The following is a 17,024-nucleotide window of genomic DNA, read 5'->3' on the forward strand; positions in this document are numbered from 1 at the left end:
CGACCTTAAAATATAAAATGTAATGTTACTGCATTATATAATACAATTGTTCATGTTTAATTCCATCTGATTTTTAGATAAATTAGAATTTATTTTTCTAAACCACACTTCCTATATATATCTAAAATTACTTGTTGCTTTCCTCTAATATAAGAATCAATATCTTGATGATATTTTAATGCCATTTTCTTTTTTATTTCACCATATGTATCTCTTTCTTTTTTATGATTTCTAAGATAATCTCTAAAAGTAATATGACGATATAGTTCTTTATTATCTTTATTACATACATATAAATGATGTGTCATTAAATGCGGCTTATTAATATATCTAAATGCCTCTCTACCGTGTATGCCTAAATCCCCTTCATATATATAGCCACGACTTTCTAATAATCCCTTAACTTCTTCAAAGTTTTTATCAATCACAATATCAATATCTATAATTGGTTTTGCACATAATCCTTCTACTGATGTACTTCCAACGTGCTCTATTGAAACAATTTTTCCTGATAAGACTGTTAATAGCTCATTCTTTATACTTTTAAATTCCTCTTTCCATATTGGATTGTAATCTTCTACTACTACATACTTAGTCTTCATCAATAGTCTCCTTTATAAATTCCTATTTTCCAATCTAATCTACATATTGGAATTTGTACTTACAATCCACATATAAAATTCTTAAGTTTTTTATGTGTTTCCTCCCAATTTTCAAATGGATTTTCAATTATCATTTTATCTATGTTAAGATTATTTAAAATAGATAATTCTATTTCCTGTCTTGCTTTTAAGCATTTAACATATCCATCAAAACCTTCATATCCACAGCCCTTACCATATCCTTGTGATGTATGGTATTTTATTACTTCATCAAGCCATTTCTTTTCTCTCTCTTTTGAAACATCTTGTATACGTTGTTTTATATTTGTATTTTTAAGATATATAACTACAGGATTAAGTTGTTTTATACGCTCATAAATATTATCTATATAATCATAAATTCCTTCAGTTTTCATATTAAATCTCATCATTGTCTCACAAAGTGGATTTTGTAAGAAACAACAATCAAACACATATATATAATCATTAGTCATTGCTGTTTTACTGAAATCTTCCCATTTGTTAATCATTATAGGATATTCTTTATCCCATGGGAGCATATCATATATCTTATATTTAATTACCTTATTAAATAATTCTCCGCCAATATTAGTTAATGAAATTACATATCCATTACTTTTATGCTCAGAACTACTTAATAGTATATCTTTTTCATCCTTTGAAAATCTATCCAAATCATCATTGGTTACAAAAGCATGAAAGTTATAATCTGCTGGATGATCAGGTGTTCCCTCTGGGAAATGTAATGCCTTTTTTCTTGATGTACTTATTAAGTTTGATATAAATTCACTAGTGGAAGTTTTTCCAGTACACGGCACACCTTCTACTATGAATAGCCTATTTTCCATAATTCTCTTACCTCACATATTATATATAAACTAATTAAAACTATTCGCTAAATATTTATCCCCCTTACAAATTCCTATTTTCCAATCTAATCTACATATTGGAATTTATATTAATAATCTATCTATAAATAAAATCTTTAATTTCATATGGTATAGGAGACTTACTTGCTAAATAATACTCTGCAATGGCATCTTCTAAATAGTCATAAATATCATCGTCTGTATATGCTAATCTTAATATATCAACTTGACTATCAGCAATTTCGCGATTAGCATATTTACGGGCATAATTTCCATTATTCTTTATATAATCCAAAACCATTCTTATTCTTATATTTTTTGTTTCGTCAAACAAACCACAGTTCACTAATTCTTTCTTAAGAAAATCGCAGAACCATTCAAAATTATCATCCCAATTTATATTTCCATTACCTACTGCTTCATTTCTTAACTTTTCTGCCATTCTAAGCATTTCACCTTGAAGATTATCAGCTTGTCCTGACTTAGGAACCATATTTATCCATACATATTTACACTCTTCGAAATATCTTTGTAAATAACCTTTTACTCCAATTTTCTCTACTACCTCATACTGTTTGCTCCAATCAATTCTATCATCATTGTTTGTAAAGTTCTCTGATTCTTCTGTTTTTATCATACATATTTTCTCCTCAACAAATTACTATTTCCATTACTCACCCTTAAATTGAAATTTATCTCTTTGCTTTGCTCGTATTCGATATTTTTTCAACGGCAAATCCAATAATTGCTCCGACTATTATAGTATTAACTGTTGTCCATATAACTCCACTCAAAGAATATGAAAATGTATATATAAGCGAGGACAAAGATACCAACAGAGAAATAACAATCCCTTTTAAAAACGAATTAATTTTAAAATCACATGCAGATATTAACAAACCAATAACTACCCATGTTGCCCAGTTGATAAATATACTTCCCTATCAAGACCTGTCGCAAACAATAAAAATGTAATATTTATTATTGTTCCGACGATTCCATAGATTATGCCAATAAGATATTTTTTTACCTTCATTCCAATCTAATCTACATATTGAAATTTGTCATTTCTTATTTTCCTTACATTATTCAAAAAAGTATACATGTTTGAAAATATTCCATATGTAATCAATATTTATTTCTCTTTAATATGCCTTAACAAGCATTCAGAATATAGTTGTTATCATCTGTTCATCCTTATAAATATGTAGCTTTAGATTTTTTAATTTCAATATCTGGTGCTATATATCCTAAAACAAATAATATTTGGCGTAAATCCTTCTCTGAAATTTCACACTTGGGTCCTAAAATAATCTCTTTAATGATTTCATTTTTCACCTTAGTGTAATTTAAATCAAGATACGTTACAATTCTCTTTTGATTTGAATATAATTTAATTTCAGACATAACAAATGGTTCATAGTTAGCTTTTACATTTATTCTACACTCTGGAGATAAAGCTTTACAAAGCCTCCATTCCTTTTCCTCAGAAAATGCAGGATTTTTATAACAACACAGCTTCTCCAAATCATTTGTGAATACTTCACTCATTGCGTGGAACAAAAAATCTCCTTTTAGTAGCAAATCAAATATCTTTTTTGTTTGCAATCTTCCATATTCTTTTTGCTTTTCATAATCATAAATGATAGGTAAGAATTTAATACCATATTCAAAGGCGTTCACTTTCTTTAATAATTCCCCTGAGAACCCAATTGCTATCCCATGTCCATCTTGTCCATACGCTCTCCATTGACTTAGTAAATCTCCCTCCGTAGAAAAACAAGTTGCATAAACATTATCTAGTATTTCAAACTCATTTTTCAATCGAGAAAACCCTCTTATAAGTTTTTCTTTTTCTTCTACGAAATTTTCTTCAGAAGCAATAATGAATTCTTCTTTTATTTTATTCATCATCCACTTTCTCTCAGCATAATCATTAGATTTTTCTATATCAGATAAACGTAATGCATCATTTTTCAATATACTTAGAAGTACATCTACACTACAATAGTGATAGAAAATCTCTTGTTTTTTCATATCATCATCTCCTATGTGAGTATAACTCTACCCATTATAGATTTAATAACTGTGTTATACATTACACCTTACTATACCATTATTCTACAAATTGTAATAGTTTCCTTTAAATTAGTATACTTTTAACTAAAAGTAAAAAATCCACAATCAAATTAGTTTGTAGATTTCAATCATTTTAAGTTTACAAATTCCTATTTTATCTATTAGTTAAATATAAAACTACTTCATAATTTAATATATATCAATGTAACTTTCATAATATTATAATAACATATTTTCCATTTATATCTAAATATTACTTTAAAAGAGTTTTATAGTATAAATGGAATATCAATTCATATAGGTATTTACAGAAATAGTCAAGTACCACCGGCATAGCCGGAGGTTTTCTAGACAATAAAAGCTATTGTGAACCATAAATTTTATAGTTCACAATAGCTTTATATATTAAAGGGAACTCCTTCTCACATGCGTTTCAAAGAGTAAGCTCGAATAGCTAAATAATAGATTTAGATTCTCACTTAAGTAGTTACCTTATTTGTTTTCTTAGTAACTACTTAAACTGAGAACTTTTCTATTAAGTCTCAAGCTTCTGTTTTTATAAACTTATTCGCTTATATAATCTCTAAATTTTATTTCCCATTCTGAATTAGAAATATATCCTTCACTTTTACTATCTAAGTAATTCTTTAATAAATAGATTTCTTCTCTTGAAAGTGTTTTAAATAATTCTAATGCTTCATCATCCCAAAAGCATAGGCCTAATACTTCTACTAAATCACTTAGGCTATGAACTTCTTCTTTTACTATTGCAATCTTATCAGAAATAAATCTACAATCTTTTATTTCATTTATTAAATTGCGTAACTTTTCATTGTCCATAGCATCATTATCTATAAAATCAATTTCCTTTAAACCCTCTTCATACTTAAAGCTTAAAAATACATTATCAATATTTCCAGTTGATAATCCAACTTCAATTCTAGGATAAATATCTATAGCTGTTTTTTGAATATATTCTATCTTTTCATTCTGAGTTATCCCTAAAATATCACATACTTTCTTTGCTGAATTTCCTAACTTATCTAAAATCTCAACTTTTGATAAATTTCTAAAAGTCCTTAATAACATTTCTCTTTCCATAGCTGAAATCTCTAAGGATAATATATCCTCTCCTAAAATATCCAGCCCTACTGCATTTGTTAGTATTAGCTCAAAAATATTAATTAATAGCCTTTTATAATCAGGGCAATAGCTATTTAAAATATATATAACTTTATCCTTATTAAAATATTTACAAAACTCATTTTCGATAATCAAGAATTTTAAGTATTCATTTATATACTCAATTCCCTGTAATTTTTCTGATACTGGATTAGAAAGTTGATAATCTATAGAACAATCTATCTTATGAGCAAAGAATCTATAATCATACCTTTTAAAGAATTCTCCTATTTCCTTTAATGTATCATTATAAGATATGTTTTCTATATAAGGTGAATTTTCTTTAACCTCTTCTAATAGCCTCTTACCTACCTCAATCATCGAATCTATTTTCCTCCAAGAAGCTTTTAATAAATGGCTTACATCTTCACATAGCAATACTTCCTTTGGATTATTTAATCCCTGTAATTCTAATCCTATTGAAAAACAAATTGAATTAAGTAACTCTTCAGCTACTTCTATTGGAACTGATGTACTATTACCCATTGTATATCTTTCAGTATGCTTAGAAAGTAGATTCCACATTTTTAATTCAATAAGCATTCTATCTTCTTCACCTAGGTTTTTATCTATTTGCATATTATCTGAAAATGACACTAAACTTATATTATTTTCTTCCATAATGCCTCCTAAAATTCATGACCATATATATCTGTATCATCAACCTCATATCCGTATCTTGTATTTCTGCAAAGCTCTTCTAAACTAGTTCCACTTAAATATTCTACAGAACCTTGGCATTTTCCATCAAAATGTCTTTTCATAAACTCTATAAGTTCATCATCAGGTATCTGATCCATAGCTTCGCTTTTAAAGAAGTAAAAAGACTCTTGAATCTCCATTAATGTATCTTTGTAATTCTGTTGCATTATATAAGGTGAATCACAAAAGGCTTCAACTAGCTTTTTCAAAACACCTTCAGAAAACTCAATTCTTCCTGTATCTTTTAAAGACTTAAAACGATTTTCAACTAGCTCATTAATATCTTCATTAGATAAGGTTAACCCATATTTACTTGTTATTTCATTACAACTTTTTAGCTCTATTATCGCTTGTTTTTTTTGTATATCTTGAAGTGCTAAACTAATATTTTTATTCATACAAATCACCTCTAAAACTCACTGTACTCCTTATTTATCTCTACTTCAAGACTTGAAATTTTCGCAATTTTGTGGTAATATATAATTAGAAAAAAGTAATCTCTAGTTAAAAATTTTAACTAGAGATTTTTTTATTATTCTTCTATTCCTTTTAGTGATTTATATGCACTACAGAAAATCCCAAATAAAACTCCTACCACTGGAAAGACTATCCATGAAATCCCCCATCCATTAAAGGCCAAACCCCATATAAAAAACACAATTGTAGTTAATGGCCAAACTACACTAGCTACTGCACCTATAACCCTATCTCCCTTTCTTGATTTCTCACTATACTCTCCTTCTTTTAAAAGCTTTTTGTGACTATCATTACATGCACTTACATTAATAAAAAGAAATACTGCCACTGCAACAATTAAAATAAGTACTGAAGTTCCGTATACATAGCCCTCTTCACTTATCATTCCACCTAGGAAAATTGCTATTGGTGATAAAATGCACAGTGCCACCCCTATAATAGTTCCAAAGGTTACCTTTGATTTTAAACTTTCGTATTCAGCTTCAACTACCATTTTAGCATTACCATCTAGGTTAAATAATCCCTTTTCAATATACTTATACTTTTCCATTGAATTTCCTGAGAAAATAAATAGTGCTACAGCAACTACTACAAAAACTAAAAGTATACTTACTGGAATAAAGCTTACCTTGTCTTCATTTAACCCCTTAAAGATTATTCCATCCTCAAATAATTGAAAAAATAAAACTAAAAATGATCCCCCAAGCATGCAAAGCATAACCCCTATACTCACAAGGAAATTAAATCTTTTTGTATCATCTAAAAAACTTCTTACTCCTTCTAAACTAACTTGCGGCAACTCATTATCTTTATTATTTATCTCATTTGTTTCAATTCCAAACTCTTTTATTATTTCATCTATATTACCAAATTCAGAAATTACAATACCAACGGCTTCATTTTCAGTTTTGCCCTCACTTTTAAGTTCTGAATACTTTTCTTCCATATTCATTAATATATCTTGCTTTAACTTTTTTAACTCTTCTGTCCTTGGTAAAGTTTTAAACATATTCTCTACGTAAATCTTTATTGTTTCCACCTATTACAACTCCTTAACAAATTTATTTATTACATTTTGTGTAAGCTTCCATTCTACACATTTTTCCTTATAAAACTCTCTTCCCTTTTCTGTTATCTTAAAGTAAGTTCTTCTTTTTCCAAAGGTTTCATCCTTAAAGTAAGATTCAACAAATCCATTTTTCTCTAGTCTACTAAAAGCTGAGTAAAGAGTTGTTTCCTTAATAACATATTCTTCCTTAGTTATATTTCTTATATTTTTTGAAATTTCATAACCATAGGAATCTCCATCTAAAAGAATGCTTAATATTATTGTATCGTTATATCCTCTGATTATGTCACTACTAATCAAATTATCACCCTCTTAAATTACTACTACGACAGATAAAGTTATTACTTCATCTATCGTAGTAATATAATAACACAATTACTACGACAGGTAAAGTACTTTTTTAAAAATTTTCCAAATTACTTTTTCTAATATTTACAAAAAATAAAAGGGATCCTTTGATCCCCCTTAATTCCAGTTTTAAATATTATATTTTCACTATACAATTACTTTCGCTCTAATTATATAAAAAAGCCATTACAGTTATTTTACTTTAATGGCTTTTATACAAAATTCAATAAATAATAAACATAAAATACAGTACTAGCTATTAAGACTTAACCATATTTCCATAACAGCATCTAACTCTTCTATTAAACCTTCTTTCTTTGCGTACAATTTATTAAGCTCATTATAATGTATATTTGAGTCAGCCATAGCTAAGTCAACTTCTTCAATCTCACCTTCAAGAGCTTCTACCTTTTTTTCAACTTTAACTTTTTCAGCCTCTTTCTTTTTGTCTTCATCGAAATTAGTTTGCTTCTTAGCCTTTTTCCCCTTTTTATTTTCATCATTATTGTTTAACTTCTTGCCATTTTCAGTCTTCTCTTTCTCATCATTTTCAGCCTTTAGCTTTAACTCCTCTTTTACTTCTTTATAGTAATCATAATTTCCTTGATAGCTAATAAAGCCATTGTTTTCAATTGCAATTACACTTTCACTTATTTTGTTAATAAAATATCTATCATGAGATATGAAAAATATGGTTCCTTTAAAGTCTTCTAGAGCCTCTTCAAAGGTTTCTATTGAGTTAATGTCTAAATGATTAGTAGGCTCATCTAGTATTAATAAATTTACATCCTCATATAATAGCATACCAAGCTTTAGTCTTATTCTCTCTCCTCCAGATAAGTACTTTACTTTTTTAAATACACTCTTTCCAAAAAACATAAATTTAGATAAATATTCACGTGCTTTTCCTTCTAGTATTGAAATATCTTCTCTAAAGCACTCTAGCACAGTAAGTTCCTGATCATTAAAGGTAATTTTCTGTGGCAAATACCCCACCTTTACATTAGAACCTAATTCCACTACCCCTGCATCTAGCTGTTCTTCACCTAAAAGAATTTTAAGAAAAGTAGTTTTACCACTACCATTAGGACCAATTAATGCTGCTCTTTCTCCATAATTAATCAGTAAATCAGTATCTTTTAAAATAACCTTATCTTCAAAAGATTTAGAAAGTCCTAAAGCCTTTATTGTCTCATTACCAGACCTTTCACTTTCTTTAAAATTAAGCTTCATAGTCTTTCTTTCAAATTTTGGTTTTTCAGTTCTTACATATCCACCTCTAGTTCTATAACTATTATTACTTTCTGTATCACTATTTAACATCTTATCAAGTCTTTTTTCCAAACTTGCAGCGCGCTTAAAGAATTTATTATTATCTGCCCTTATTGCCCAGTCCCTAAGATCTTTTATGGTGTTTTCTATATTCTTTATTTCCTTTTGCTGTTCCCTATATTGATGAAACTGTTCAATCATATTTTCTTCTTTTTGCTTTGCAAAATCAGAGTAATTACCTTTATAGGTCTTGCTTTTCATATCTTCAACTTCTATAATTTTTGATACTACATTATCTAGAAAATATCTATCGTGAGACACGACAATTACAATACCATTGTAGCTTTTAAGATAAGATTCAAGCCATTCAATTGAGTCCATATCAAGATGATTTGTAGGCTCATCTAATAGTAATATATCTGGATTATCAATTAAAAGCTTACCAAGAATAACTGTAGTTTTTTCACCGCCACTTAATAAATTAAATTCCTTATTTAAAAAGCTTTCACTAAATTTTAATCCAGTACAAATCTTTGATAACTTCTCTTCAGTATTATATCCACCTTTAACTTCATAAGCTTCAACTAATTGGCTATACTGCTTTAAAGCTTTTTCTAAAGTATCTCCTTCTAAAAATTTCATTTCCTTTTCTAATTCACGCATTTTCTTTTCTATACTATAAACTTCTTCAAAAGCTAGCTTTAAAACATCAATAACCTTTATACCATCTTCATACTGAGGGATTTGTTCAAGATAAGCACAAGTAGCTTCTGTTGGTTTATTAATAAAACCTTCATCATAACCTGGACTTGTAGCTCCTGGGTATCCTACACAATAATCCATTGGTAATATTCCTGCAATTAACTTTAAAATAGTACTCTTTCCACTTCCATTAACTCCAACTATACCAACTTTCTCCCCTGAATATACTTGAAAACTTATATCATTAACTACAAGAGTTGCTTCCATATATTTTTTCACATTTATAAGCGATAATTCAAACATAAAAATTCCTTCTTTCATCCATTACTTCTTTTAGTCATCTTCAAAAAATAAGTAAGTCAGAATGCTCGTCTATTTTGTGTTATACTGCGTCAACAGAACCCTTAGATAGTGATACTATCTGCGGAACCTATTTCCTTGTCTAACCCAAAATATACTTTCCATCTTTGACTTGTTATTTATTTTCAGATGCCTTAATCCTCTAAATGGATAGACAAAGAACATTACTAACCTTTATATTTTATTAACTTAACACCTAAGTGCTCAATTAAGGACTAAAAAATAATTAATCTATCCCAATTACTTTTCCATGTATAATTTACGTCCACATAATTCTACAATGTAATACTTATTCTTTTCATATGTCCTTAGTTTTGAAAAATAAAAAAACTGTAAGAAGCTCTTATCTTCCTACAGTCTGAAAATCCTTTATTATCCTATAAGTTTCAACAATAAAACTATACTTAAATTAATGGCAATACATAAATATTGCACACTATAATATAGAAATCTTATTAAACATATATACTATAATTTATAATCTTGAATTTCAGTAAAGTAAGTTACCTTCTAACGCCTTATTCCATAAAGAGCATAACAATTAAACCTAAATAATTAGGCAATTTAAAACTCATTATAAAATACATATTAAATTAAAATAATTTTAAATTATATTTCAATTAATATTAGCAATTAGCTGGTGTCATAACTTACTATCCCCTTTCAACATGTTTTTCTTTATCATACCATATTTTTCATATTATTCAAATAATTTTATATAATTTTTATTAAATAATTAACCTTTAAATGCTTTTGCATTAATGAATTAAAATTAACCTTTGATTCTTTTAAACTAATCTCTATTTCAAATTTGAATTTGTTTTGTAATAGTTTAAATTATTTATTAAAACAATATTTGTAAACAGTTGTAGCAACTAATAGAATAAATGCAATAGTTAACAATAAATTAGAAAGAAGAGTTATCTCTCTATATGTGTAAAGAATAATCATTTCTAGTATAAAAAAAACTACTGCTAAACCATAACCTGACCTCTCTATTTTCTTTTTATTTAGCATATATATCATCTCCTAGTTAATTTGTTAAATCATTTAGCAAAAGTTAAAGTTAAAATTTAATAATTATCTTAACAAGAATAATATTACTGATAAATTCCTATTCTCCAATCTAATCTACATATTGGAATTTAGTTATTACATTTTATACTCATACTCTGCATTCTAACTGACAGTCACATGGTTCTTTTGCTACATGTTTCTTACTGTATTCCTGTGCTTCTACACATCCCATTGCACGGTAGAACGCTTGGCTCTCTACTGCCGAATGCCCTGAAATATATAGTTTCTGTGCTCCATACTCTTTTGCCCATATTTTTGCCTGTTGAAACAATTCTTTCCCGATACCTTTTCCTCGCATGTCTTCTGAAACGTGAATATTAGATAAATCCAAATACTCTTTGTTTTTACCAAATATTTTAGGTTCTATAGATACAAAACCTTTTAAGTCTTTATTCAAGAATGCTCCAAGTACCAATCCACCAGTTGCCACCGTGTTTTTTAAAGCGATAATCAGTTCAGCGTATTCTTCTTCCGTCCAGTTATCGATAAAAGCAATTTCTTTGATACACCACTTTCCGTCGATTTTTCTCCAACACTTCGTTACCCTTTGATGACGCTCAAAGTGAGCAAATAGTTCTCCATTAATGCTTTCTGTCTCTATCTTAATATATTTCATATCAACCTCCAAAGTATAAATAATTTTCTTACAAGCTGTTAGATAAATTGGGATATTTGACGAATTGCTAAGTGTATCATACTTTTTACCAAGCATACTATCTCATATAGCAGTACGTTCACTATATATCGATAGTCAATCCAACCTTAAACTGTTCCAGTTTCTCCCCTAACTGCTCCTTCAAAATCTGGTATGACTTTTCTCCAGTACAATGGCCGGTATATACTTTTTCAATACCAGTGTCTTTTACCCTATTAGCAAAAGCTTTTACTTCCTCATGAGATGCATTGTATAAATGAAAACCTCCAATCATAGCATAAATATGCTTATTAGGAAAAGTGTTTGCCACCTCACGGATAATCAGATCTGCACCTGCATGAGAACAACTATTTAAGATGACCAGTCCCTTTTCTGTCTCCAAAACAATACTCTGTTCGTGAGAAAAATCATCAGGATACCATTTTCTTTCTTTTTTTATATACATCTTATTCTTCTTGCCAATCATAGCCAGATTGGATGTTTTGTGAGGTATTAAGGTAACTCCTGGAATCAGTTCGTAATCTCCATCTACAAATACGATTCTGTCCTTATAAGTTTCCAAGGTGCCTTTGCGTATTCCTATATAGTGACTGAATATCCCAAACTTTAAGTAGCAATTTTCCCCGCTGCCTGCACGCAAATAAAATTTTGATTCTTTGTTTTCATGAAAAAAGCTTTCCATGCCGTTTGCGTGGTCATAATGAGCGTGGGATAACACTCCGTAGTCTATTTTTCTTATATCTACATCAAGTTTCTTCGCATTATCCAAATAAAGCTTAGAACAACCAGTATCCAACAGAATATTTTTGCCCTCATATTCTATAAAAATAGCAAGTCCCCATTCATGTTTTAGCTGTTCACCTGCTATATTGTCTACTAAAATAATTGCTTTCATGAACTTTACTCCTTATCAATAATGATATAACTCTCTCTAAATTCCTATTTTATCTATTAGTTAAATAAAAAACTAACTCACAATTTAATACAACTCTTAATTAATTAGTTAATCTTATATTAACACTATTTCCAATTTTATTCCAATAAACCTTTTGTTGATAATAAAAAAGTGGATGAATAATATGCACACCCTTTGCGGAATAAATGATTTTCAGTTACTCTACTTATTTGAATTCTTTCAGCAATTACCATCTTGTCCACCATAAGATTATTTTATAAATCCCTGTTTATCTTTTATTATATAATTTTTACCTTTTAGTTTAACTCTATCTAATTTTATTAGTTTCATAGGTTTGATAGTCGCTACAACTATGCTTATGATGAACTTATCTTTATATTTTTCTAACTCTATACAATCAAAACAAAAAGCTAAGGCTATTGCATTTAAACAATAGCCTTCTTTTCTTACATTATTACATATTTTCTTTTTTCTTTTTAAAAATTGAAATACCTATAGCTGAAATAAGTGTTCCAAATAGCCCTACAGCCACCGCTGGTGCTCCTCCTGTATTTGGTAATTTACCACCTTTATTTGGTTTTTCACCATTATCTTTGTTGCCACCGTTATTTTGTCCTTCATTGTCATTGTTGCTGTTATTATTATCTTTTTCTGTTAGGCTATCTAATGCTACCTCAATGTCTTTTTCTGCTTTAGCTACTTCCTTTTCTGTAGCTTCTTCATTAGCAAATATGTTTCCTGCGTCTGCTAATACATTGTCTAAATTCTTTAAGCTCTTTTCAGTATATTTATTTCTATCAATACTATTTGCCTTATCTATTAACTCTTGTAATCTATCCTTATTTGGTTTTAATCTTAACTCTAAGAATGACCTTATTAAATCTTCATAAGTCTTCATTACTTCTGCCTCTAAAGCATTTTCATCAGAAACTACCTTGTTTGCAATTTCTAATTGCTTTTGTAGCTTTTCCCACGTTGCTGAAAGATACTCATCTGCATCTAACCCATTAATTTTATCAATTAATGAAATAAGCGATTCCTTATCACCTTTTTCAAAGGATAACATTTGCATTACTTTACTTAATCTATCAAAGGATATATTTACCTCATCTTGAGTTGCATCATTATTTGCTAATAGAGCTTCTGCTTCAGCTAATGCATCTTTAAACTCCTTAACTACAACTGGAACAACTTTAGAAAGCTCTTCTTCAGTTAATTTATTAGCCTCTTCTACAGCAATTTCTAAATGTTTCTTAAATATATTTACTGGCACCTTTTCTAAGGCTTCAATTGCGGCTTCTAAGACTTCTTTTGCAACATCTACCTCTCCTTGAGTTGCCTCTTCATTAGCTAATACAACATTTGCAGCTTCTAAAGCTTTTTCTAGTACTTCCCATGATAAATCTGTATAATCAGCTTTGTTTAAATTTTTAACTTCTTCTACCACCTCTATTAAACCATCTTTACTTACAGTGTCCGCTTCGCTTCGGAAAACTTCTATCTCTGCCAGAGATGCAAAATCATTCCAGCTTTCATCAATATATACTTTCAGATAGCGTGCATGAACAATGTCAAAGTCGATGGTCTGCAATTTCTCATTTAGTGGAAGTTCTTTTTGTCCTATAGTAGTAAAATCTTCATCTTTCATGCCTGTAGTACTATAGGAAAGTGTAAACTTCTGAATCAGTCCATTCGGTCTATCACCACTTCCCTGACGCGGAAGTATGGTAATCTGATTTATATCATAAGAACCTCCTAAATCAAGTATAAACCAGTGAGGCGGCTTAGCGACTTCGTAACTCCATCTACTATGCCAGAAGGTATTGGCATCGCCATCTAAAATAGCAGAGATGTAACCACTCTTAGGCCCTTCTCCCCCGGCTTCTTCACTGGAGAATTTTGGAATAGAAATGCTGCTTTGGGGGATACGCTTCGGATTAACCGGGGTAGAAACCTCGACTCCTTGACTCCATGCACTATAACCGCCCTCATTTTTAGCGCGGACATACACCTTGTATAATGCACCTTCCGGTATTCCTGTTTTCACATACGGGCCCGTTACGTTAGTGACGATTTCCTCGCCGATTTTCAAATCGTAACTTGCTGCTCCCGGAACTTCGTCCCATGAAAATTCAATTTGCGTATTTCCTATAGCTTCTGCCTGAAGGTTCTCAGGAGCTTCTGGAACTTGCGGCTGTTCTCCTGTTCCAGCCATAAACCAGTTGATACGGCAGGATGCAGGTGCACCTTCGCGATATACCAGACAGATTTTCTTTACACCTGTCGGTGATGTCTCCAGTGGCACAACTACATTCTGGAATGTTTCCCGGTCTTCGGTATTTGGAACATCTATCGTTGCCAGAACGTCTCCCTGAGCATCATTTAATCGAACTTCAATCTGACCGCCATCTGCTGTTCCTGATATACGGAAGTTAAACCAGTCAGCTCCGTCTTTGAAGTCTACACGGTTATACGAAACCCAGTTGCCTTCTCTTAGATTGCCAAGTGCTAGATCATAAGCTTCTCCATTTTTGGTCAGATTATCTGCATTTGCATAGTCTGCTGTCCATTCAGTCAGCGGATTGTAATACCGGCTTGGCTCTCCAAGTGAAGTATCATAGCTTTGATTGTCGTATCTCTCAGCCTCGATTTTTTCATTTAACGTATTGTAGTTTCCATGGTCATCCGGCATGTCCATATGGAAGTAATCCAAATCCACATAACCGCCCAACTCTTTTGTGGCATAATTGAATGCACCAAACCCCATTCCTACATAATTGCCTTCATGCATATCATATCGCCCACCCAGTCTGATGAAGTTCTCTCCGTCCAGACTGTAAGAAAATTCGGTGCGATACTCAAAACGCGGCATAGATGCACGGAACCAGATATCTTTGGTATCGACAGGAATAGCCTCGGAAATCTGTTCTGTACCCTTGTCATTAATCATGACTCTCTTGTCCCCGCCCTCCGTTGTAACACCAATGTAGTTGTAGTCTCTCTGGATAACCGATAATCCGGCAATATCTCCATCCTTCATGTTGGAAATATCCATCTTAATGGTAGCAGAGCTTTCCGGCCCTACAACTCTCTGACGCAATGTATTCTGAGCTGTAGAGAGGTTGTCCGTTACGGTAGCCGTATGAAGGCGCATATATCCAGAGCGCTCTGTCAGGCTCCATTTTTCCGGATCTGAGACATGATTCCACTGCCAGTTATTGCCAAGCATCTCACTGTTAAATTCATCGGAATCAGCAGGTTTTTCAGGCTCAGTGTGTGCACCGGTATTCGGTTTCTTCATGGTAACCACTGCTTGATCGCCATTTTGTCCTTTCACACCCATCACCGGCCATTTCAGGCCGTTTTCATCCTCTTCCCAGTAAACAGGCTGAAGCGTCGGAACGCGGCCAAGTTTACCACGGTCTTGGAAGATAACGGACCACCACTCAGAAGAGCCATCTTCCTGTGGTACATCTACAATTCCGCCCTGATGAATGCCATTTTCACCAAAATTCATATAACTGCGCATGATATCCTTTACATTATAAGGTCCATTTACTAGATCTTTTGTCTGGATATCAATGGACTTCTTGGTTGAAGTTCCGCTCCATGTAGGTGTGCTGATGATATGGTAAGTATCTCCAATTTTGTATACGTGAGATCCTTCATTAAAGTAACCACCTTGGTAATTGTAAATCGGAATGTTTTTCTGTTCTTGGTCGATAGCCAGTTCACCTGTCTGCTCATTTACCACATATAGTTTAGTCGCAAAAAGACGTCCCTGTCCATGTATAACCCAAATATCACCACTTTCTTTGCCTGTCACCGGATCTTTGTCAAAGAGCAGCCCCGGATCATATAATCCCTTGATTTCTCCTTCCGGATTATCCAGACGGTAAGTGTTCCATGGTCCGGATGCTTTGTCGGCAACACACAGGATTGCATATTCTGAATCTACGCCATCTTGAATATTAACCAGAAGATAGAATTTCTTAAGTTTTTCGCTGTAACGAAGACTGGTTGCCCATGGCCCTTTGTCATAAACATTTCTTCCATTTTTCAATGTCAGTCCGTCATCGTTCTTAGCTAGCTTTAAAGCATCTTCTTCAGATAATGTATAACTTTCGTATTTCCAGTTTACCAGGTCTTTGGAACTCATGATCGGGCATCCCGGGAATAAATGCATACTGGTAGAAGACATGTAATAAGTATCGCCTACTCTGATGATGTCATTATCAGGATAGTCACCCCACATAACGGGATTGCTGAATGTTCCGTCACCGTTGTCCGATACCCATGCTTTAAGCGGCATTGCTGGAAATAATATGATTACTGCCAAAATCGCCGACAACCATTTTGTAATGCGTGTTCTCATTTTTTCTTTTCCCCCTCTTATATTATTGGATACTCTAACATTAAAATGTAATCACCTTATGTTATAGCCCTAAAAGCATCTTATCATATTACATTTTTTTCCACAATTCATTCGCAATTTTTTGCTATTTTTTCGCAAGAAACAAATATGCTAATCCTCCAGTTATCATAATCACTAACATACTGATAATTAAATAGTTCATTTCAAATGTAGATTTCACAACCAGACTTTCCGCATTATAGTAACTAAATGGGGAGAGATATTTCAAAAATGGCTCTATTACAAAATCATTTGTCTTAAATATCTGCATAAATATGA

General features: G+C 31.3%; 13 protein-coding genes. All 13 read right to left on the reverse strand.

What is annotated here, in order from left to right:
- Positions 1–89 precede the first annotated feature (89 nt).
- The 13 genes from ACH36K_RS11625 to ACH36K_RS11685 all read right to left on the reverse strand — a co-directional run bounded on the left by ACH36K_RS11625 (position 90) and on the right by ACH36K_RS11685 (position 16,706).
- Positions 90–602 carry a GrpB family protein gene (locus ACH36K_RS11625; RefSeq protein ID WP_411167786.1) on the reverse strand — a complete coding sequence of 171 codons (513 nt, stop codon included), beginning with the start codon at positions 600–602 and terminating at the stop codon, positions 90–92.
- A gap of 59 nt (positions 603–661) precedes the next feature.
- On the reverse strand, positions 662–1,471 hold the full coding sequence (locus tag ACH36K_RS11630; RefSeq protein ID WP_411167790.1) for a hypothetical protein: 810 nt from the start codon (positions 1,469–1,471) through the stop codon (positions 662–664).
- 118 nt (positions 1,472–1,589) lie between these two features.
- Positions 1,590–2,129, reverse strand: a complete 540-nt coding sequence (locus ACH36K_RS11635) for a hypothetical protein (protein WP_411167791.1) — start codon at positions 2,127–2,129, stop codon at positions 1,590–1,592.
- Between the two features lie 560 nt (positions 2,130–2,689).
- Positions 2,690–3,529, reverse strand: coding sequence for a DUF2971 domain-containing protein (locus ACH36K_RS11640; protein ID WP_411167792.1), 840 nt, complete (start codon positions 3,527–3,529; stop codon positions 2,690–2,692).
- Between the two features lie 606 nt (positions 3,530–4,135).
- Positions 4,136–5,374, reverse strand: a complete 1,239-nt coding sequence (locus tag ACH36K_RS11645) for a DUF6179 domain-containing protein (RefSeq protein WP_411167793.1) — start codon at positions 5,372–5,374, stop codon at positions 4,136–4,138.
- A gap of 8 nt (positions 5,375–5,382) precedes the next feature.
- Positions 5,383–5,853 (reverse strand): DUF6323 family protein, encoded by a 471-nt coding sequence (locus tag ACH36K_RS11650; protein WP_411167794.1) that lies wholly within the window; start codon positions 5,851–5,853, stop codon positions 5,383–5,385.
- Positions 5,854–5,987: 134 nt separating this feature from the next.
- Positions 5,988–6,971, reverse strand: coding sequence for a permease prefix domain 1-containing protein (locus ACH36K_RS11655; protein WP_411167795.1), 984 nt, complete (start codon positions 6,969–6,971; stop codon positions 5,988–5,990).
- 3 nt (positions 6,972–6,974) lie between these two features.
- A complete protein-coding gene (locus tag ACH36K_RS11660) occupies positions 6,975–7,301 on the reverse strand; it encodes a PadR family transcriptional regulator (RefSeq protein WP_411167796.1) in 327 nt (108 codons plus the stop codon).
- 300 nt (positions 7,302–7,601) lie between these two features.
- Positions 7,602–9,626: a ribosomal protection-like ABC-F family protein gene (gene abc-f, locus ACH36K_RS11665; RefSeq protein WP_411167797.1), complete on the reverse strand. Its 2,025-nt coding sequence runs from the start codon at positions 9,624–9,626 to the stop codon at positions 7,602–7,604.
- Between the two features lie 894 nt (positions 9,627–10,520).
- Positions 10,521–10,700 carry a hypothetical protein gene (locus tag ACH36K_RS11670; RefSeq protein WP_411167798.1) on the reverse strand — a complete coding sequence of 60 codons (180 nt, stop codon included), beginning with the start codon at positions 10,698–10,700 and terminating at the stop codon, positions 10,521–10,523.
- A 148-nt stretch (positions 10,701–10,848) separates the two neighbouring features.
- A complete protein-coding gene (locus ACH36K_RS11675; RefSeq protein WP_411167799.1) occupies positions 10,849–11,376 on the reverse strand; it encodes a GNAT family N-acetyltransferase in 528 nt (175 codons plus the stop codon).
- 121 nt (positions 11,377–11,497) lie between these two features.
- On the reverse strand, positions 11,498–12,310 hold the full coding sequence (locus tag ACH36K_RS11680; protein ID WP_411167800.1) for an MBL fold metallo-hydrolase: 813 nt from the start codon (positions 12,308–12,310) through the stop codon (positions 11,498–11,500).
- A 475-nt stretch (positions 12,311–12,785) separates the two neighbouring features.
- Entirely contained in the window at positions 12,786–16,706 is a 3,921-nt protein-coding gene (locus ACH36K_RS11685; RefSeq protein ID WP_411167801.1) for a family 43 glycosylhydrolase, read from the reverse strand.
- Between the last annotated feature and the right edge of the window lie 318 nt (positions 16,707–17,024).

This window comes from Clostridium sp. MB05 (assembly GCF_046581255.1).
Taxonomy (GTDB): domain Bacteria; phylum Bacillota; class Clostridia; order Clostridiales; family Clostridiaceae; genus Clostridium.

Coding starts and splice junctions, on each gene's coding strand:
- ACH36K_RS11625 (WP_411167786.1), bottom strand. CDS start 602: ATGAAGACTAAGTATGTAGTAGTAGAAGATTACAATCCAATATGGAAA.
- ACH36K_RS11630 (WP_411167790.1), bottom strand. CDS start 1,471: ATGGAAAATAGGCTATTCATAGTAGAAGGTGTGCCGTGTACTGGAAAA.
- ACH36K_RS11635 (WP_411167791.1), bottom strand. CDS start 2,129: ATGATAAAAACAGAAGAATCAGAGAACTTTACAAACAATGATGATAGA.
- ACH36K_RS11640 (WP_411167792.1), bottom strand. CDS start 3,529: ATGAAAAAACAAGAGATTTTCTATCACTATTGTAGTGTAGATGTACTT.
- ACH36K_RS11645 (WP_411167793.1), bottom strand. CDS start 5,374: ATGGAAGAAAATAATATAAGTTTAGTGTCATTTTCAGATAATATGCAA.
- ACH36K_RS11650 (WP_411167794.1), bottom strand. CDS start 5,853: ATGAATAAAAATATTAGTTTAGCACTTCAAGATATACAAAAAAAACAA.
- abc-f (WP_411167797.1), bottom strand. CDS start 9,626: ATGTTTGAATTATCGCTTATAAATGTGAAAAAATATATGGAAGCAACT.
- ACH36K_RS11670 (WP_411167798.1), bottom strand. CDS start 10,700: ATGCTAAATAAAAAGAAAATAGAGAGGTCAGGTTATGGTTTAGCAGTA.
- ACH36K_RS11675 (WP_411167799.1), bottom strand. CDS start 11,376: ATGAAATATATTAAGATAGAGACAGAAAGCATTAATGGAGAACTATTT.
- ACH36K_RS11680 (WP_411167800.1), bottom strand. CDS start 12,310: ATGAAAGCAATTATTTTAGTAGACAATATAGCAGGTGAACAGCTAAAA.
- ACH36K_RS11685 (WP_411167801.1), bottom strand. CDS start 16,706: ATGAGAACACGCATTACAAAATGGTTGTCGGCGATTTTGGCAGTAATC.